Source organism: Peptacetobacter hiranonis, assembly GCF_008151785.1.
GTDB lineage: Bacteria > Bacillota > Clostridia > Peptostreptococcales > Peptostreptococcaceae > Peptacetobacter > Peptacetobacter hiranonis.
Map to the genome: position 1 here is coordinate 1,013,624 of NZ_CP036523.1, position 19,132 is coordinate 1,032,755.

Sequence of the window (19,132 nt, forward strand, 5' to 3'; positions counted from 1 at the left end):
TTAATTATTACAATCTATCTTCATACATTATTGAAAGTTCTCCGTAAATATAACCCCAGTTTCTAATAGGCATACTCCATTTTTTGCTTATTTTTTCAATTGATAGGTATAGTGATTTTTCTAGAGAAATCTTATTTGGAAAAACAGTTCTTTTTTTATTTATTTTTCTAAGCTGCGAATTTACACTTTCAATGGCATTTGTAGTATAAATTACCTTTCTAGTTTCTGGCGAAAATTTAAATATCGGTATAATTGAATCCCAGTTACTAAACCAAGATTTCATAGAATTTGGATATTTTTCATTCCATTTTTCTGAAGTACGTTCTAAATTAGCTAGAGCCTGTTCTTCATTAATGGCATGATATATTGTTTTTAAATCATTAGCAAATTCCTTTCTATCTTTGTATGATACATATTTTAATGTATTTCTAACTTGATGAACAATACATCTTTGATATTCAGTATTTGGAAAAGCGGAGCTTATCGCTTCTTTTATTCCTGATAGTCCATCAGCACAAACGATTAAAATATCTCTTACACCTCTATTTTTTAATTCATTTAGCACAGAAAACCAATACTTAGAGCTTTCAGTATCTCCAATATACAATCCTAGAATTTCTTTGTATCCTTCGGAACTTATACCAAGAATTACATAGACAGCTTTTTTCTTAACAGAACCATTTTCTTTAACAGAGAAATGGATAGCATCTATATATACAACAGGATATACACTTTCAAGAGGTCTATATTTCCATTCTTCGATTTTAGGTATTATTTTATCAGTTACATCTGAAATCATTCCTTCAGATAGTTCAAATCCATAAATATCCTCTATTTGAGAAGTTATATCTCTATTACTCATGCCTAAAGCATACATATTTATTATCTTTTGCTCTATTTCAGAAATATCCTTTTGTCTTTTTTTGACAATTTGAGGTTCGAAAGAAGAATCTCTATCTTGAGGCACATCAATTTCATATTCTCCCATTCCAGATCTTACTCTTTTTGTTTTATATCCATTTCTTGAGTTGGTATTTTCACCACGTTCATATTTTTCATATCCAAGATGCTCATTCATTTCAGATTCAAGCATTTCTTGAATAGTATCCCCCAAAAGATCTTTAAGTGCATCCTGAATGTCTTGAGCGGTTTTAATTTCATATGTTTTAATTAGCTCCGCTATTATATTTTTCTTTTCTGGATTCAATGGTTCTCTTTTCTTTCTGCCCATAAAAAATCGCCTCCTATGATTAATTTGATATTACCATAGAAGGCGATTAAATTTACAGACTTTTTTTCATATACTCAATCTTCTTGACCTTTTCTAATTTATTTTTTTAATAATTCTTTCAATAGCAACTCAGAATTATTAAGTTCAATATTTAATTCTAATAACTTATTTTCTCGATATTCATTAATAGTTTTTGTATACCTTTCTATTTCAGAGTCTGCTATTTCATTAACTTTTTTAATTTCTAATTGAAGATCATTAATTTTTTTTAATATTTCATTTGTATCATAATTACACATTATAATTACCTCCTTATTATTTTTATCCTAACAACAACACACTAATCAACGGAATTGACACCACCGAGAACAACGTCGTAAAGAACACCGCCTGGGAAGCCAACGCAACATCCGCCCCATACTCATTTGCCATAATAGCAGTATTTGCAGCTGATGGCATAGCAGAGATAACAACTGGAATCGCCATAACAACTGAATCAAAACTAAATGGTCTAAGTACCAAGAACACAAGCACAGGAATAGCAACAAGTCTTAAAACTGCTAACATATACATATCAAATCTTTTAAAACATTCCATTGCAGAAGATCCAGCAAGCATAGATCCTATAACAATCATCGAAATAGGAGTAGTAACATCTCCTAAAAGCTCTAATGGATGGTTGATAAACACTGGAAGTTCAGTACCTGTAACGAATAGAGCAAGCCCTATAAATACAGCAATCATAGAAGGATTTATCATAGATTTTATTGAAAACTTAGCATTACTATTTCCTTTTGACAAGAAATACACACCAAGTGTAAAGCAAAGGAAGTTAAAAGGAAGATTGAAAATAGCTGCATAAAATATTGCACCTTTCCCTAAAACCGCCTCTACAACAGGATATCCCATGAATCCAGAATTAGAAAAAACTAATGCATATTGAAAAATTCCTAACTTTGAATCTGACTTGATAAAAATTTTCAAACAAAATGCAACTATAGTAGACACCCCAAACATCACCATAGACACAAAAAGAAGAGAAAGAATCTTTGGAATCATCTCTTTATCAAATTGAATCTGCATAGCAGTAATTATCATAGCAGGAAGAAAAATATTCATAACTAAAGAAGAAAGTTTAGAAGTTGAAGACTCATCTAAAAGGCCTTTCTTTCTTACAAAATATCCCACCAAAATTATAATGAATAAAACTGCTACCTGTGTAAAAATATTTTTAAAACTCAAATACATCACCTCACAAAATTTCCTCAAAAAATACTTTATATACAATAATTTTATCATCAATTTGTTGAAATAGCTATAATTTTAAGGATGGATAAAATCAATACAAGATGCTTAAAATAATTAGAGTAAAGTTAAATAAAGAAAGGAAAAGGTTTTAAAAGTTATTAATAAAAAAATAAGTTAATACAAAAATACTTTTGGGTATTATAATAAAAGAAGATGTAAATATTAAAAATTAAATAGAATAATAAAATTAAAAAAACTATCAAGAAAAGAGGAAAATTTTATGAAAATAACAATGCTAGGAACAGGAAATGCAATGGTAACTAAATGTTACAACACAACTTTTGTACTGACAAATGGAGAAAAACAGCTACTAGTAGATGGTGGTGGTGGAAATAAAATATTCAACCAACTAGAAGATGCAAGTATAGATTGGAAAAATATCAAAGAAATATTTGTAACTCATAAACACGTTGATCATGTTATCGGCGTAATATGGATGATTAGAAAAATTTGCCGGTCAATGAAAAAAGGTGAATATGTAGGGGATGTAAACATATACGCACATGGGGAGCTTTGCGATATAATAAATAGTATTGCTCACATGCTTCTTAATAAAAAAGAAACAGATTTTATAGGTGAAAGAGTACATATAATACCTGTTGAAGATGGGGAAGAAAGAGAAATAATAGGAAACAAAACTGTATTTTTCGATATACACTCAACTAAAGCAAAACAGTTTGGATTTAGTATGATTTACGATAACGATAAAAAACTTACTTGCTGTGGTGATGAACCATACAACGAAAAAGAAGAAAAATATGCTAAAAACAGCGATTGGTTACTTCACGAAGCCTTTTGTCTATATTCAGAAGCTGATAAATTCAAACCTTATGAAAAACATCACTCAACAGTTAAAGATGCCTGTGAATTAGCTACAGAACTTGGTATAAAAAACATACTTTTATATCACACAGAAGATAAAAATATAGCTAACAGAAAAACTATGTACTACAATGAAGGAAAAGAATTCTTTAGTGGAAACATAGCAATACCAGATGATTTAGAAACTATAGAACTTTAAAATTTAGATAGAAGAAAATACTAATCAACAAAAATATAAAAAATATATCATATTTAACAAAATTTGAAAAATAAAATAAATGAGAGTATAATATTTCTATATTTAGATTAGATAAATAGCCGGCATTAAATCTAATTTGTCGGCTATATTGCTATAATTCTACAAAAAATAAGAATTATAAAAGCAAAACTGAACTTATAATAAAAAATAGAAGGGAGGTTTACATTTTGGAATATAAAAATGTTGTTCGTATAGCGACGGATCTAAAAGAAGAACAGGAAGAATTTTTAGAGTGTGAAAAATGGTGGATCTTTGCAGTTCTAATGTTTGTAGGTGGATTTTACGGTGCGTATACATATACAGCAAGGGGAGGAATATTCTGTAATGCACAGACAGCAAACCTTGTAATGTTGGGAATGGCTATAGGAAGCAAAAACTTTGGAAAAGCAGCGTACTACTTAGTTCCACTTACTGCATATCTTGCGGGAACTATGCTTTCTGAAGCGTGGGCACTTTCAATCAAAAAATTCCACTTCATAAGATGGGATACAATGTTAATATTAATAGAAATTATAGTTGTTATAATACTTGGATTTGTACCAGATAGTGCACCATACCAAATTGCTCAGATTTCGATAAACTTCCTATGCTCAATGCAGTACAACACATTTAGACAGGCTTACAAAATACCAATGGCAACAACATTCTGCACAAATCACGTTAGACAGATTGGGGTTGCACTTACAAAAGCGATAAGAAATCATGGCGAACAGAAGTATGTAAAAAGAATGAATACTCACATTGCTATGATAATAATGTTTGTACTTGGAGGAACAGTTGCTACAATACTAGTAAACTTCTTTACAGGTAGAGCAATCTGGGCTGCAGTAATACCTCTTACTGTAATATTTGTTGACTTATTACATGCAGACCTAACAATAGAAAAAGACAAACTTCATAAAAAACCAAGCGGACACTAAAATATAGCTGTTATTAAAATTTTGAAATAGAACAGACTTAACACAAGTATTCGCTCTCCAGGCTTCAGCGCCCAACCCATTTATGTAACACATTTTAATGGTGTTGGGTGCTTACAGAATTGTCGGTGGGAGCTATTTGTGTTTAAGTCTTAAATACTATTTATAAAATTTTAATAACAGCTATTTTATTGTAAAAAATTATATGTACTTATCAGTTTACTACAAGCTAAATAAATCAAAATTTATATATTAATAACTCTCGGGGATTGAAGTGAATAAAATTTTAAGCATCTTTTTATTCAAGTTGTTATAATTTTACTTTCTTTTTAATCCTATGTAAAAATTAAAACTTTGCCAAGAATATTGATATTATGAGCATAGTAGCATATAGACAAAACTCTCTCGACAATCTGCAGACGCGTATTTTAATATAAACTAGACTATTTTTCGCTTACGCGTCGAAGCCTGGAGAGAAGTTTGTCTATATCTACTATGCTTCGCATAATAACAATATATTTCGGTAAAATTTGATTTTATCTTACAATATTGTAAGAATACTTAAAGTTAGTTGTAAGTTTCCCCATTTATTATAAAAGTATAGAAAAATAGTTTATCGAAAGTTAGCAATACAAAGGGGGAAGAAAAATGTTAGAAGTTAAAAATCTTTATAAATCATACAAAGTAGGAAACAAGAATTATCCAGTACTACAGGGAGTAGATGTAAACATAGAAAAGGGAGAGTTTGTATCAGTTATGGGACCTTCAGGAAGTGGAAAGACAACACTTTTAAACTGTATATCAAACTTTATACCTTATGAAAGTGGAGAAGTAATATTAAATGGAGAAAACATGGAAAAACTTACAGAAGATGAATTAGCAACTGTAAGAAATGAAAAATTAGGATTTGTATTTCAAGATTTTATGCTATTAGACGGATTAACAGTATTTGAAAATATATGTATGCCTAAAATAATAAAAGAAGATGATTGGCGAGAAATGGAAGACAAGGCAAATAAACTGCTAGATATATTTGGAATTAAAGAAATTGCAGATAAATATCCTGTTGAAATATCAGGAGGGCAGAAGCAGAGGGTTGCAGTTGCGAGATCTTTAATGAATGATCCACTAGTAATATTAGCCGATGAACCAACAGGAAACTTAGACAGTAAATCAAGTGAAGCAGTTATAAAATCATTCATAGAAGCAAAGAAAAAACTAGGAGCTACAATATTTATGGTAACTCACGATACAATTTCTGCAAGCTACTGTGACAGGGTTATAGTTATGAAGGACGGAAAAATATTTACAGAGCTAAAAAATAGTGGAAATAGAAAAGAATTCTTTGATGAATTATTAGGTGTATTAAAAGAACTTGGTGGTGATGGAAATGACAATGAGTAATATACTAAAAAAGCTTAGAAATTATAATAAAAGTAATTACAATCAGTTTGAATTTTGTATAACATTTGCTGTGCTTTTAATGACAGCAATGATGAGTATTGCTCAAATGCCTATTGTTCAGCTAGTTTTTCCTGTAGGTGGTGACTCAAGAAAACAATTATACCTAATACTTTCAGTATCTATAATAGGATGTGTTGTATTTTCACTATACGCAGCATCACTATTTTTAAGAAATAAAACAAAAGAAATCGGAGTAATGTTAGCTCTTGGAACAGTAAAAAAGGACTTAATAAAACCATTAAACAAAGAAATAATATCTATAGTATTAAAATGTGGAGTGATTGGAGTAGTATTAGGAGAAATAGTTACATTTATAATATGGCAGGGATTTTCTCAGTTTATAGTAAATAAAGAATACGCAGTCTTCTCAATATCAGTTCAAGGAATATTGTGGGGAGTGATATTTGACTTAATAATAGGCTTATTAATAGTAGTAATGTCTACAAGAACAATCAAAAAGGCAGATGTAATATCTATTATAAAAGCGCAGAACACTAGAGAAAAAGTTGGAGAAGTTTCTAAAAAACATCTAGTAGTAGGTATGATTTTAATAGTTAGTGGAATTTTCTTTGGATTATTACTTCCTAAGATAATAATATACACATTTGATAAAAAAGCGCCTGGTATATTAAATGTGATAATGTTACTAAGTGTAGTTGGAACATACATGGTTATAGAATATGCGGTTATATACCATAAAAAAGGGAAAAATACTAAAAAATACTATAAAAATCTGGTATCTTACGGAATGATAAAATTTGAAGGTAAGCAGAATATCAGAAATATGCTAGTAGTATCTGTACTATGTGCGGTATCTATATTTGCAGCATCTTATATATCAAATGTATCTTCTTCAGTAATGTCTGCGGGAAAATCTAATCCTTATGAATTTGTAATTTACAGACCGCTTGTATCATCAGAATTAAATAAAAATTATATAGAAGAATTAGCTAACAAAAGTAGTGTCACAATAAAAGACTATAAAGAAATAGAATTTGCATGTCTGAGTGCAAGCGGAGTAGAAAGAGATTACGACGACAATGGAAATGTTGTAGAAAACTACAAAAAAGATCATTCAACTTCAGAATTCATAAGTCAAAGTGAATACGAAAAAATTACTGGAGAAAAGGTAAATGTAGAAAAAGGAAAATATATAAGAATAGTACATAAAGACGAAAGTGAAAACTTCTTTACAAGATACTATGATATGGACTATATAGAGGATAAAAATAGCAAACAGGGAATGAAATTATCATTCCAGGGAACAATAGCAAATGAGTATATGCTAACTAACAACTGTGAAAATAGATACATCTTAAATGACGAAGATTACAAAAAAATTGCATCAAAAGTAGGCGACTCAAACAAAGTACAGCAGATTATATTCAACACTGCAAACGAAGAAAAATCTTATGAATTTGCTGAAAATGTATATGTAGAGTTTTTAAAAAGAGCGGATAAAGAAATGGCAAATCCAAACACAATGTACGACGAAGGTGCTATAGAATCAATGGGACTAGAAGGAACTACAATAGAGCTAAATCAGGATAATCCAGACCTTATGGGGTATTGGAAATGGTATCCATCTATCAAAACTTACGATGTAAAAAACTTTGCACAGAGTGTTGCAGTATACTTCCTAGTATTCTCATTCATAAGTGTAATATGTCTAGCTGCATCAGCGATAATGCTTTATTCAAGAAGTATATCTGTAGCATCAAGAAACAAAGATGTATTTGAAGATCTTGAAAAACTTGGAGCAAACAAAAAATATGTAAGAAAATGCTTAAAACAACAGATATCAAAATTATTCACAGTTCCTGCAATATTAGGCGTAACTTTAAGCATGCTACTTACAGGAATAATGTTTGTAATGAACGACGGAAAAATTTCAGAATCAGAAGTAATAGCATATTCTATAGATTCGTTAATATTTATCGCTGTTCTAATATTTATATTTATCGTATATAAATATAGCTTAAATAAATGTAAAAAAATCTTAGACATTGAAAAATAATTTTTAATATTTTATAAATTTTATCGAATATCTAAAAAGCTAACACTTATTTCTATGATATAATTTAAGCTATAAAACATATTGTAGGATAGAGGTGTGAAAACGTGGGAAAGATTTTACTTTTAGAAGACGATAAATCTTTAAATAGAGGAATTAGTTTCAAATTGAAAAAGGAAGGATTTGAAGTTGAAACAGCATTTTGCATTGGAGAAGCTAAAAATATTTTTGACAATAATAAAATAGATTTAATAATAACAGATATTGGATTGCCAGATGGAAGTGGATTTGATTTTTGTGAGGAAATAAGAAAAATAAGTAACGTTTATATTATTATGTTAACTGCCTTAGATGAAGAGTTTAATGCAGTTATGGGATATGAAATAGGTGCAGACGATTATGTAACAAAACCTTTTAGTCTTGCAATTCTTGTATCAAAGGTTAAAGCATTTATGAAAAGAGCTGGAAACGATGAAAAAGAAAAAACATCAGAAAATATTCTAATATCTGAAGATATAGAATTTGATTATGGAGATTATACACTGATTCTAAACAGGGAAGATACAGAAAAAGTACAGCTTACAAAAACAGAAGGAAAACTTCTAAAACTTTTAATGGAAAATGCTATGAATATTATTCAAAAGGAACAGATACTAGATATTCTGTGGGACATGGACGGGAATTTTGTAGATGATAATACGGTTGCTGTTTACATGAGACGACTTAGAAAAAAGGTAGAGAAAGATCCTTCAGAGCCGATATTTATAAAAAATATTAGAGGAATAGGATATAAATGGAATGCGGGGTGCGTTAGAAAATGATAAGAAAAGTATTTTCAGAGATAAAGAATGATTCTTTCCTTAGAAAATGCGCAGTAGTATCGTTTGCTATGTTCCTCGCATTTTTCATATCTGTTTTGTCTGTAGAGTCTGTATTGTTTGAAAAAATTACAGAAGATAGATACAAGCACGATGCAGCTGTTGTAGGCTATCTTTTGGAAAAATACCCACAGGATAGGGAGATAATAGTAAAGTCTGTAATAGGTGATAACAATAAATATATAGAAAGTGGAGCAAATACACTGGCTAAATATGGATATACTTCAAAAACATCTGATTTAATAGACAAAAGTGAAAATAAAGTAAAGATGATGATTATATTCTTTGTATTTTTATTTGCAGTATTTTCAATAATTATTTTAGTTATAGCTATTAAAGCTATGGGATATGTTTTAAAAATATTTGAAAGTATGTATTATAAGATGAAAAATATCTTTAATACAGTAGATAATATTAAACATTCAAACACATTAAATAAGAATGACAATAAAACTGATAATGCTTTACAAGAAAGAGAAAGTATTGAAAATGATAGTGTAGATTTGAATAAATACAACGAAAATCTGCTATGTAGGATAAATATGATTTCTGAAAAAGCAGAGAGAAATATGAGAATAAACATGAGAAAAATCGAAAATGAAAAAGAAAATGTAAAATCATTGGTAACAGATATTTCTCACCAGCTAAAAACTCCTCTTGCAAATGTAGAACTTTATAACACGCTTTTGGCAGAAGGAGGAATAAGTGATGAGGAAAGGTTGGAGTTTTTAGAAACTGAAGGAATAGCAATAGAAAAATTAAAGATGCTTATAGATTCTCTGATAAATATATCTAGACTAGAAGCGGATATGATAAGTATAGATAAAAAAGAGGAGAATTTAAAAGAATGTATAGAAAGTGCTATATCGTCAGTAAAGGCAGATGCAGCTAAAAAGAATATAACTATAAAAAATGATATAAAAGAAGATTGTATTTTAGCAATAGACAGAAAGTGGACTACAGAGGCAATATTTAATTTACTTGATAATGCAGTTAAATATACTGCTCCAAATGGAAAAATAAATCTGAGTTTAGACAATGGAATAAATTATTTTGCATTAAATATAGAGGATAACGGAATAGGAATTGATACAGATGAGTATAATGATATATTTAAACGATTCTATAGATCGAGAAATGATATAGTGCAAAATGAAAAAGGTTCTGGTGTAGGTCTTTATTTAGTTAGAAAAATTATGAACTTACAAGATGGAAATGTAATGGTTTCATCAGAAAAAGGAAAAGGAAGTACGTTTACTCTTTACTTCTCAAAATCGAAAGGAGAATAAAATGAAGTTATTCAGAGCTAGAAATTTAAAAAAATATTATAAAACAGAAGATATTGAGATAAAGGCTGTAGATGAAATAAATTTAGAAATAGAAGAGAGCGAGTTTATAGCCATTGTAGGTAAATCTGGCTCTGGAAAGACAACTCTTTTAAATATTTTAGCTGGACTTGAAAAGCCAGATAGTGGAACTGTAGAAATAAACGGAAAAGATATTTCTAAGATGGATAGAGATGAGATGGCTATATTTAGAAGAAGAGAGATTGGGATAGTATTTCAATCATATAATCTTGTTTCTACACTATCAGTATTAGATAATATACTTCTTCCATTTGTGTTAGATTCTCAGAATCCTGATATGAAATTTGTAGATGATATAATGAAATCTCTAGGCATTTATGAGAAGAAAAATATGATGCCTCATCAATTATCTGGAGGAGAAAAGCAAAGAACTGCAATAGCAAGGGCAATCGCTATAAAACCTACAATTATTTTAGCTGATGAACCAACTGGAAACTTAGATTCTAGGATGTCAAAGGATGTTATGAATATGCTTAAAGTTATTTCTGAGAAGTATTCTCAGACTTTGATTGTCGTTACACATGATGAGAGTATAGCCCAGCTTGCAGATAGAGTGATACATATAAGGGACGGTAAAATTATGAATGGGGTGATTTAGTTGAAGAAATCTCAATTTATCATAAAAAATATTAAAAATAACAAAAAATCATATATACTTCCATTTATAATAACTGCAACAATATCTTTTATTGTTTCGTTAATTTTGATAATATCTGTGAGTTCTCTTAGATACAACTTAAAATACGAAAAAATATACTTTGGAGATTATGATGCGGAGATTTCAAAGTTAGATGAAAATCAGATTGAAAATGTAAAAAATCATATATCTGTAGGCAAAACAGGAGAAGTGTTAGATACTGAAGAAACTACGGATATTTTTTCTGAGTTAGGATATTTAAAAAATTATGATAAAAACTCATCAAATATGCTTGGGTTAGAGCTTGCTGCTGGAAAATATCCTATTGAAGAGAATGAGATAGCTATTGAAAAGAAGTCAGAGAATTTAATAAGGAATTATTCTGTATCAGAAGAAAACATTTCTAAATCAAAAGAGAATTCAAAAGAAGATAAAAACGCTTATCCATATTCTATAAAAATTCCTGTAATAGATAAAAATGGAAATAAAAAAGATAAGATATTAGTTGTTACAGGAGCTATAAACGAAAAATATGATAATGAAAACTGGGAGAAAAATATCTATGTTTCTAAAAGTTATGCGTATAATGTAGGATATAAAAAATCGGAAATTATAAAATTTAAAGATGTAGGTAGATGCAACGTAATAAAAATACAGAATAGCTTAAAAAAATTAGCTTCTGATGTGGGATTTGATCAATCTGGGATAAAACTAGTGTCTAGAATAGATTATATTAAATTTATATTTTTAGATAACTTTTGCGTTACTGTGGCCTTATCATTAGCTATATTACTTGTATCGTATATAATTTTAAAGAATATAAATAGAGCTAGACTTCATAGAAATATTAAAGATATGGCAATTTTAGAGGCGATAGGTGCATCATCAGCACAGATAAAAAATATAGTAAATATTCAAGCGTTTATTTTATCTATCATTTCTGTATCTATTGGAGTAGGAATAAATTTATTATTTATATTAGTTTTAAAGATAATGTGTTTAAGTAAAATCAATCTATCTAATACAAGTGGATTATTTTCTTTAATGCAAGCAACTAGTGAAAATATACGATTTTTAGATATATTCTTTATATTTGTGATTATAGAATTGCTTGTATTTTTATCGTATATTTTATCTTCAAGAAAAACAGTGAAAACTATGTTAAATATGGATATTCCATCTTCAATAAACAATCCGTATGCGGTTTATAGTGAAGTTAAAAGAGATAAAGGAAAAGGTACTTGTAAAGCAAAGATAAGTAGAAAATATAAAAATAAAAGTAAGTATAAAAACAAGTATGATAAAAAATATAAATATAATAATACTGGTAAAGCATCTATAATAATAATCTTTGTAATTCTTGCATTTACTGCATCTATTGTAAAAAGTATAGATTCTGGAAGTGAATCTTTATATAAAAATGACGTAGATTACATAGTTAGAAATATAGATATGTACAGCGAAAATAAAAGTAATCTTTCTCTAGAAAAAATTTTCTCTAATGTAGCTATTACAGATGATATGGAAGAAAATATTTCTAAAATATCTGGAGTAACCGCTATCGAAAAAAATTACACTACTCCTGTAAAATACTATGAAAATAATAGTTCTGCATATGTATATGGATTATATGGAATAGATGATGAGGAATTAGATAATCTAATAAAATCTGCAAGATACGATAACTTTGATGTGGAAAAATTTAAACGAGGAAATGCAATTTGTGTACATAGTATGTATGCAAAAGAAATGGGAATAGATGTAGGAGATAAGATTAAACTAGAGGTTTTAGAAAATGGAATTCAAAAGAAAAAAACATTTGAAGTTGTAAATATATCTCAAATAACTCCAGATTTTGCGTTTATTTACCAATCAGCTTTTGATAAAGGACTTGCAAAAAATATAAACTCGATAAATATAAAATGCAGCGATGATAAGAAAAAAAGCGTTAAGATTGAAATTGAAAGAATGTTGGAGTCAAAGAGCGGGAATGTGGAATTTGTTGATTGTGGAGAAGAGTTAGATAAAAATGAAGCATATATAAGTGCTATAAATATAATATTTAGTGTTGTAGCTGGATTTGCAATTATTCTAACTATATTCAACTCAATCAATGGATCTATATACGAAATTATGTCTCAAAGTGCTGATTTTGGAGTGCTTATGGCAATAGGAATAAGTGATAAACAATTAGAAGAGGTTATTTCAAAGAAAATAGAAGATAGAGTGGCTATTCCAGCTATATTGGGAGTAGTGATAGGTAGTATCTTCGTATTTTTAATGTCTAAAGTTTTGATAGAAGTTTCTACAATTAAGCTAAATATATCTACACCGTGGATATTATACTTATTTATAATAATAACAGCTATTTTGAGCGTAAAGATAGGAACGAAATATGTATGCAATAAGATGAAAAAGCTCTCTCCTACTGATATAATTAATAATGTATAAAATAAAGATTAATTTTGAAAGGAAGATAAAATTTGAAAAAGACATACAGCATATCTGAAGTTTCAAAACTTCTCAACATAACAGTAGATACACTGAGATTTTATGAAAAAAAGGATATGATTCATCCAAAAATAAACCCAAACAACAAGTATAGAATGTACGATATGTACAATATTTTAGAGATACTAGATATAATTTTTTACAGAAATTTAGATATCTCTGTATCTGATATGTACTCAATAATGAACGAAAACGACGAAAAAAAGGCACTTGAGTTATTTGAAAAAAAGAGAATAGATTGTAGAAACAGGATAAGATATGAACAGCAGCTTTTAAAGAAACTAGATTATCTATGTTCTACAATGGGACCTGCAATCTCTGGAAATATGAGTATTAAAAAGAAACATTTTGAAACTTCGTATATTCTATTTGAAGAAACAGAGGAAGAGAGTAGTGCACAGAAATTAGTTCTTAAAAATATTCCGAGTATAAGTAATGAAGAATTTGTACTAGGTGCGGTAATAAAGGAGTATAATTCTGATTTGACTGAAAAGGCTACATACTACACTATTGAAAGGCAGATAGTAGAAGATCTTTTTGAAAATGATATAAATAGAAAAGAAAGCAATCTAAGTAAGGAAAGTATTTACGAGGAAAATAAAAAGAACGACAAAATAATAAACGGATTTGATGCTTTGAGTATGGTTGTGCCATCTGAGGGAAGTAAGCTAAATAAGAAATATATAGAAAAAATAAAAAATTATGCTGATGAAAATCAAATAGAGTTAGAAAATTATATACTAACTCATGAGATAAATACAACAGCTTATGCAGATAAGCAGCATGAATACAAGGAAATCTACATAAAAATTAAACAGAGATAAACTATTTTTTAAAAAAGTAAAAAATTTTTTTGAAAAAGTGTTGACCTTGGTCTTAGACCATAGTTTAAACTCTTCTTTGGTGAAAGGAAGGTGTTTAAATTATGAATAAAGACTTAACAATAGATAAAAAAAGAATTAATAGACAGTTTATGCATTACGTAATACCATCAATGATAGCGATGTTATTCAGTGGATTTTACTCAATAGTCGATGGACTATTTGTAGGAAACAGTATAGGAAACGTGGGGCTTGCTGCGATAAACCTAGTTTATCCAATACAGGTTGTACTTAATGCAACAGCTACAGGTGTTGGTATAGGTGGATCTGTTCTTGTTTCTATATACAGAGGAGAAGGAAAAGAAAGAGATATGGAGCACAGTGCCATGCAGACAATAATACTTCTTCTAATATTTGGAGCAATACTTCCTGTTTTCTTCTTAGGTACAAAAGGAATTATACTTAACTTCTTAGGAGCAGAAGGCGCAATATATAAGGGAGCAGACGATTATATAACTACTATATTAATAGGTGGAATGCTTCCTGTTTTAGGAAATGGATTAAATCCAATAGTTAGAAATCAGGGAAAACCAATCATAGCTACTCAGAATATGGTAGCAGGTCTTGTTACTAATATCGTACTTGACTATGTATTTATATACAAAATGAATTTAGGAATGTTTGGTGCAGCTTTAGCGACAATAACTGCACAGGGTGTAGTTGCTACAATGAATGTTATATACGTTGTAAAATTAAACCATAAAAACTTTAAAATGGATTATATACTACCAAATATAACTAAAATAAAAAGAATAATGAAAATAGCAGTATCTCCATTTGGACAGACAATAGTTCCTTCAATAATAATAATACTTACAAACTGGAAATGTATTGAATACGGTGGAGATGGAGCAGTTGCAATATACTCAGTAATAAGCTACGTACTTGCATGTGCACAGCTTTTAATACAGGGAATAGGTGATGGTGTTCAGCCATTATTCAGCTACTACTTTGGAGCAAACAAAGAAAGAGAATTACACTATGTGTACAATAAAGCATTCTTCTTATGCTCAATATTCTCAGTATTTTTAATGGTTATGACAATGGTATTCAGCGTACAGTTAGCTAAATACTTCAACATATCACCAGAACTTATGAATGAAACAGCTTTAGCATTAAAAACAACAGCATTTGCTTATGCATTCTTTGGAGTTACAAGAGTAACAAGCGCATACTTCTATGCAACTAATCATACGAAATTCAGTAATTTATTAATATACATAGAGCCAATAGTTATAGCACCTGCTATGCTTTGGATATTCACAGAATTATTCGGATTATCTGGTGTATGGATGGCATACCCAGCAATACAGGTAATACTATCAAGTATAAGTTTAGTATTAAAAAGTCCAAACATGGAACACAAAAAAGAACTTAAAGTAGCAACAGTGCAATAAATTTATAAAAGATTATATGAAAAGGGACTGAGCAAATACGCATCAGTCCCTTTTTTGTGAGTTGTGTATAAAGTAAATTTAAGTTAAAAAAACTTGCGATTATTAATTAAGCTATAACTCCTGCTCTTCTTTCAAGATCAGCTTTTGTTGTAACTTTATGATTTTTGAATACTTTAGCACCTACAAATCCTGCTATAGAACCACCGATTGCTGCTATAACAAGAGCCATTACAACTTTCATAGGATCATTGAATGCGAATGGAGCTAATAATCCAGGTATTGGAGAAGCTGTACCAGGAGCATTATTTATTATACCTAAAGCTGCTGCACCCATTCCTGCGAAACCTCCACCGAAGAAGTTAGAGCAGAATATTGGTATTGGGTTTGAAGTAACAAGTGGTGCCTGAGTAAGAGGTTCAAGCATAACTGCGATTACGTTACTCTTATCTCCTAATTTTAAACCGTGGAATATAAATCCGTTAGTGAATGATCCACCGAAGCAAGCTATTGCTGCGATACCCATTGCTAAACCTTTAAGTCCAAGCATAGCAGTTAAAGCCATTGAACTTAGAGGAGATGTACATATCATCTTCATTATTCCACCTAAAAGGAATCCCATTACAAGTGGTGACTGTTCTGCTGCTGCAGATATTGTTCCACCTATCTGTACTAGAGTAGCATCTACTAATGGAGTAGCACCTATTGCTATAAATCTAGCTAGAGGAGCTATTAGTAAAGTACCGAATATTAAGTTTAATCCTTCTGGTAATTTCTTTTCTATTATTGGTATTATAAATCCAACTATATAACCAGCTATAAATCCAGGAAGTATACCACATCCGCCACAAGCAACACCGGCAACGATTGAAAGTACTGGGTTAGCACCCATTGCTATAGGAACTGCGATTGCTGAAGCAACTCCACCCATTCCTCCTGAAATACTACCAACTTCTGCTAGGAAGCTTATACCAAATAAATCACCAGAGATGTATTTGTGTATTGCTTCTACTAGGAAAGTAGCAACTGCTGCATCTGCCATACCACCCATAGCTACAGATCCTTTTGGCATCTTGAAGCTAAAGAATGAGAACCCAGCAAGTACAAGTAATAATAGACCAAGTCCAGATAAAATTGTCATCATAAGCTTTCACCTCATAATATTATAGATTGTATTTATAAGAAAGGGTTTTCTTATCGTTAAAATCAATATAATATATGAGTTTTAAAAAGTTTCAAAAAGTTACAGAAAAGATGAAAAAAATTTAACGAAAAAATTGAAATTTTTTCAAAATTAATACAAAAAAATTATTTTGCGACTCAAAAAAATTATATAGTCCTTTAAAAAATAATTTTTAAACGAAAAAAATCGAAATAAAATTCTATGGTAAACATTTTCAAAATTAACAAAGTTAAATTGGGCGAAAAAAATAAGAAAAAAACAATATAAAACTTGTTCATATTTTTAACAATTAATTAGATGAAATGAAATTTATAAATTGTATAAATGAATAAAATTACAAATAAAAAGAGGCTGATTTTGAAAAATAACTTGAAAAATTTATAAAAACATATAGTTATTAACAATAGCTGAAAAAATTGGAATGAAAAAAGGCACGATTTTTGCTAAAAATAAATCATGCCTATTAATACATATATTTTTTTAGATAACTTAATTCTGAACATAAAGTACAAGAGAGTTTAAGAAGTTTCTAATTTTTACATTTCCATGCTTAGTACTTTTTCCTCTTATATAGTCCATTTCCTTTCTAACTTGCTCGAAGTTGTAAAGGTTTGTCGCAAATTCAAGGAATATATCATTTGAATAGTCTTCAATTCCAAGATTAGCTAAATTTATCATACCAGTATTTGCCGCACGTCTTATTCTTTGTTCCATAGATTTAGGGTTATCTGTAAATTTAGAACAAAGCTCATTTAAAGTAACATTTTCTATATTCCGATTCTTTTCTATGATGTATTCTATTAAAGTTATAATATCCTTGCTTCCTATTTCGCCTATTATACCAAGCTTTTGAAGAACAGTTTTTAGTTTTGGAAGCCATGTTTTTTCAGAAGGAGCAGTAGTATCTTTACTTCCAAGGCTATTGTTAAATAGATTCTGTACAGTTGCTACAGTTCTTTTTAGATTTAAGGAATCTTTTACCTTTTTAAGAACAGATTCAACTTCTATACTGTTTATAGGTTTTTGTATATAGAATTCTATACCGTTTTCGTATGCTTCAGAAATCATATCTTTTGAAGAAACCTGAGATATCATAACAAAAGCAAGAGATGGATCAATTTCAGCAGCTTTCTTTATAAAAGCTATACCATCCATATTAGGCATCAATAAATCAACAATAACTATATCCACACTACTAACGCTCAAATCTTCTATAGCGTCTTCAGGATTGCCATACGAACCGACAACCTCACCTATGTTTCTTTCTTCTATAATTAGTTTTAATATTTTTCTTATATTTTTATCATCATCAACTAAATAAAATTTCATTCTTTTAAATCACCTTCAATTCATTTTTTGGAATATTTATCACAAAAGAGGTATTTCCAGGCTCAGAAGTAACACATATACTTCCGTTAAACTGATTTTCTACGATGTCTTTAACCAAATTAAGCCCTAACCCTCTGTTTATTTCTCCAGTTTCAAAATTTATCTTTGTTGAAAATCCTGGCTCAAATATTTCTAAAATATCTTCTGAATCTATTCCAGGACCGTTATCTCTAATTAAAATAGAATAATATTCCTCGTCTATATCTTTTTTTGTGCTAGTTTTAAGCTCTATTTTGAAGTCTATTACAATTTCTTTATCTTTAGCAGCTTCAACAGAATTGGTAAATAGATTTCTAAAAATAGACATAAAGAAATACTCTTTATCTGTGTATAGGTTTTCATCGAAGTTATTATTAAAAATAACAGTTTTTCCTTTTTCAGTAGCTTCATCAGATGTAGAACCTTCTAAAAGATTTACTATATCTGATATATACATACCGTTGTTTTCTAAGTTTAAATTCATAGCTTCAGAAATTCCCCTAAGAATTAAGACATATTCTTTCTTTATTTCGTGTATATCTTTAGCAACATTAAGAGCTTCTTTTGATATTTCTTCATCAACGCCCCGTTTTTTCATATCATTGAATAGCTTATAAGAAGAATTCATAGTTTCTTCTATTAATGAAGTATTTTTCTTCATCCAAATTATTTCTCCATTTAGTTTAGAAATTAGTAGCATAAGCTTTTTATATCTAACTGCATGTTCTTCCTTCATAAAAGTAAGATGGTACTTCTTTAGGAAGGTAATCAAAGCCCATATTATAAATGATCTGGATATAGCAACAAATATTATACAAAGCTGAATTTTTATTTCAAATGTATTTATGCTAAATCTAAGAATAAGTTCTACTAAATTTGCCAAATAGTCCATTAATAT

16 protein-coding genes are annotated in these 19,132 nt (G+C 29.3%); 10 read left to right on the forward strand and 6 right to left on the reverse strand.

Features of this window, described 5'->3' with window-relative positions; genetic code table 11:
• Positions 1 to 7: 7 nt before the first annotated feature.
• The 3 genes from KGNDJEFE_RS04805 to KGNDJEFE_RS04815 form a co-directional block, all read right to left on the reverse strand.
• On the reverse strand, positions 8 to 1,231 hold the full coding sequence (locus KGNDJEFE_RS04805; RefSeq protein WP_148881802.1) for an IS256 family transposase: 1,224 nt from the start codon (positions 1,229 to 1,231) through the stop codon (positions 8 to 10).
• A gap of 98 nt (positions 1,232 to 1,329) precedes the next feature.
• A complete protein-coding gene (locus KGNDJEFE_RS04810) occupies positions 1,330 to 1,530 on the reverse strand; it encodes a hypothetical protein (RefSeq protein ID WP_006439376.1) in 201 nt (66 codons plus the stop codon).
• A gap of 22 nt (positions 1,531 to 1,552) precedes the next feature.
• The gene (locus KGNDJEFE_RS04815; RefSeq protein WP_006439377.1) at positions 1,553 to 2,479 is read right to left on the reverse strand and encodes an AEC family transporter; all 927 of its coding nucleotides are present in this window, start codon (positions 2,477 to 2,479) and stop codon (positions 1,553 to 1,555) included.
• Between the two features lie 280 nt (positions 2,480 to 2,759).
• Here KGNDJEFE_RS04815 and KGNDJEFE_RS04820 point away from each other — a divergent pair, with 280 nt between their 5' ends.
• The 10 genes from KGNDJEFE_RS04820 to KGNDJEFE_RS04865 all read left to right on the forward strand — a co-directional run bounded on the left by KGNDJEFE_RS04820 (position 2,760) and on the right by KGNDJEFE_RS04865 (position 15,686).
• Positions 2,760 to 3,560: an MBL fold metallo-hydrolase gene (locus KGNDJEFE_RS04820; RefSeq protein ID WP_006439378.1), complete on the forward strand. Its 801-nt coding sequence runs from the start codon at positions 2,760 to 2,762 to the stop codon at positions 3,558 to 3,560.
• A gap of 227 nt (positions 3,561 to 3,787) precedes the next feature.
• Positions 3,788 to 4,540, forward strand: a complete 753-nt coding sequence (locus KGNDJEFE_RS04825) for a YoaK family protein (protein WP_006439379.1) — start codon at positions 3,788 to 3,790, stop codon at positions 4,538 to 4,540.
• A gap of 645 nt (positions 4,541 to 5,185) precedes the next feature.
• Positions 5,186 to 5,941 carry an ABC transporter ATP-binding protein gene (locus KGNDJEFE_RS04830; RefSeq protein WP_006439380.1) on the forward strand — a complete coding sequence of 252 codons (756 nt, stop codon included), beginning with the start codon at positions 5,186 to 5,188 and terminating at the stop codon, positions 5,939 to 5,941.
• Complete coding sequence (locus KGNDJEFE_RS04835) at positions 5,928 to 8,018, forward strand: FtsX-like permease family protein (RefSeq protein WP_040410241.1); 2,091 nt, start codon at positions 5,928 to 5,930, stop codon at positions 8,016 to 8,018. Before KGNDJEFE_RS04830 ends, KGNDJEFE_RS04835 begins: the two co-directional genes overlap by 14 nt.
• 104 nt (positions 8,019 to 8,122) lie before the next feature.
• Complete coding sequence (locus KGNDJEFE_RS04840) at positions 8,123 to 8,836, forward strand: response regulator transcription factor (protein ID WP_006439382.1); 714 nt, start codon at positions 8,123 to 8,125, stop codon at positions 8,834 to 8,836.
• On the forward strand, positions 8,833 to 10,182 hold the full coding sequence (locus tag KGNDJEFE_RS04845; protein ID WP_006439383.1) for a sensor histidine kinase: 1,350 nt from the start codon (positions 8,833 to 8,835) through the stop codon (positions 10,180 to 10,182). The genes KGNDJEFE_RS04840 and KGNDJEFE_RS04845 overlap by 4 nt, the downstream gene beginning before the upstream one ends.
• A gap of 1 nt (position 10,183) precedes the next feature.
• Positions 10,184 to 10,858: an ABC transporter ATP-binding protein gene (locus KGNDJEFE_RS04850; RefSeq protein ID WP_006439384.1), complete on the forward strand. Its 675-nt coding sequence runs from the start codon at positions 10,184 to 10,186 to the stop codon at positions 10,856 to 10,858.
• A complete protein-coding gene (locus KGNDJEFE_RS04855; protein ID WP_006439385.1) occupies positions 10,859 to 13,348 on the forward strand; it encodes an ABC transporter permease in 2,490 nt (829 codons plus the stop codon).
• Positions 13,349 to 13,380: 32 nt separating this feature from the next.
• Positions 13,381 to 14,232 carry a MerR family transcriptional regulator gene (locus KGNDJEFE_RS04860; RefSeq protein ID WP_006439386.1) on the forward strand — a complete coding sequence of 284 codons (852 nt, stop codon included), beginning with the start codon at positions 13,381 to 13,383 and terminating at the stop codon, positions 14,230 to 14,232.
• A gap of 101 nt (positions 14,233 to 14,333) precedes the next feature.
• Positions 14,334 to 15,686: an MATE family efflux transporter gene (locus KGNDJEFE_RS04865; protein ID WP_006439387.1), complete on the forward strand. Its 1,353-nt coding sequence runs from the start codon at positions 14,334 to 14,336 to the stop codon at positions 15,684 to 15,686.
• A gap of 106 nt (positions 15,687 to 15,792) precedes the next feature.
• Here the strand turns inward: KGNDJEFE_RS04865 and KGNDJEFE_RS04870 are convergent, their stop codons facing one another.
• From KGNDJEFE_RS04870 to KGNDJEFE_RS11715, 3 genes are all read right to left on the reverse strand, one after another.
• Positions 15,793 to 16,827: a PTS sugar transporter subunit IIC gene (locus tag KGNDJEFE_RS04870; RefSeq protein ID WP_006439388.1), complete on the reverse strand. Its 1,035-nt coding sequence runs from the start codon at positions 16,825 to 16,827 to the stop codon at positions 15,793 to 15,795.
• Between the two features lie 528 nt (positions 16,828 to 17,355).
• Positions 17,356 to 18,195 carry a response regulator gene (locus tag KGNDJEFE_RS04875; protein ID WP_006439389.1) on the reverse strand — a complete coding sequence of 280 codons (840 nt, stop codon included), beginning with the start codon at positions 18,193 to 18,195 and terminating at the stop codon, positions 17,356 to 17,358.
• A 4-nt stretch (positions 18,196 to 18,199) separates the two neighbouring features.
• On the reverse strand, positions 18,200 to 19,126 hold the full coding sequence (locus KGNDJEFE_RS11715; RefSeq protein ID WP_244949452.1) for a sensor histidine kinase: 927 nt from the start codon (positions 19,124 to 19,126) through the stop codon (positions 18,200 to 18,202).
• Positions 19,127 to 19,132 lie beyond the last annotated feature (6 nt).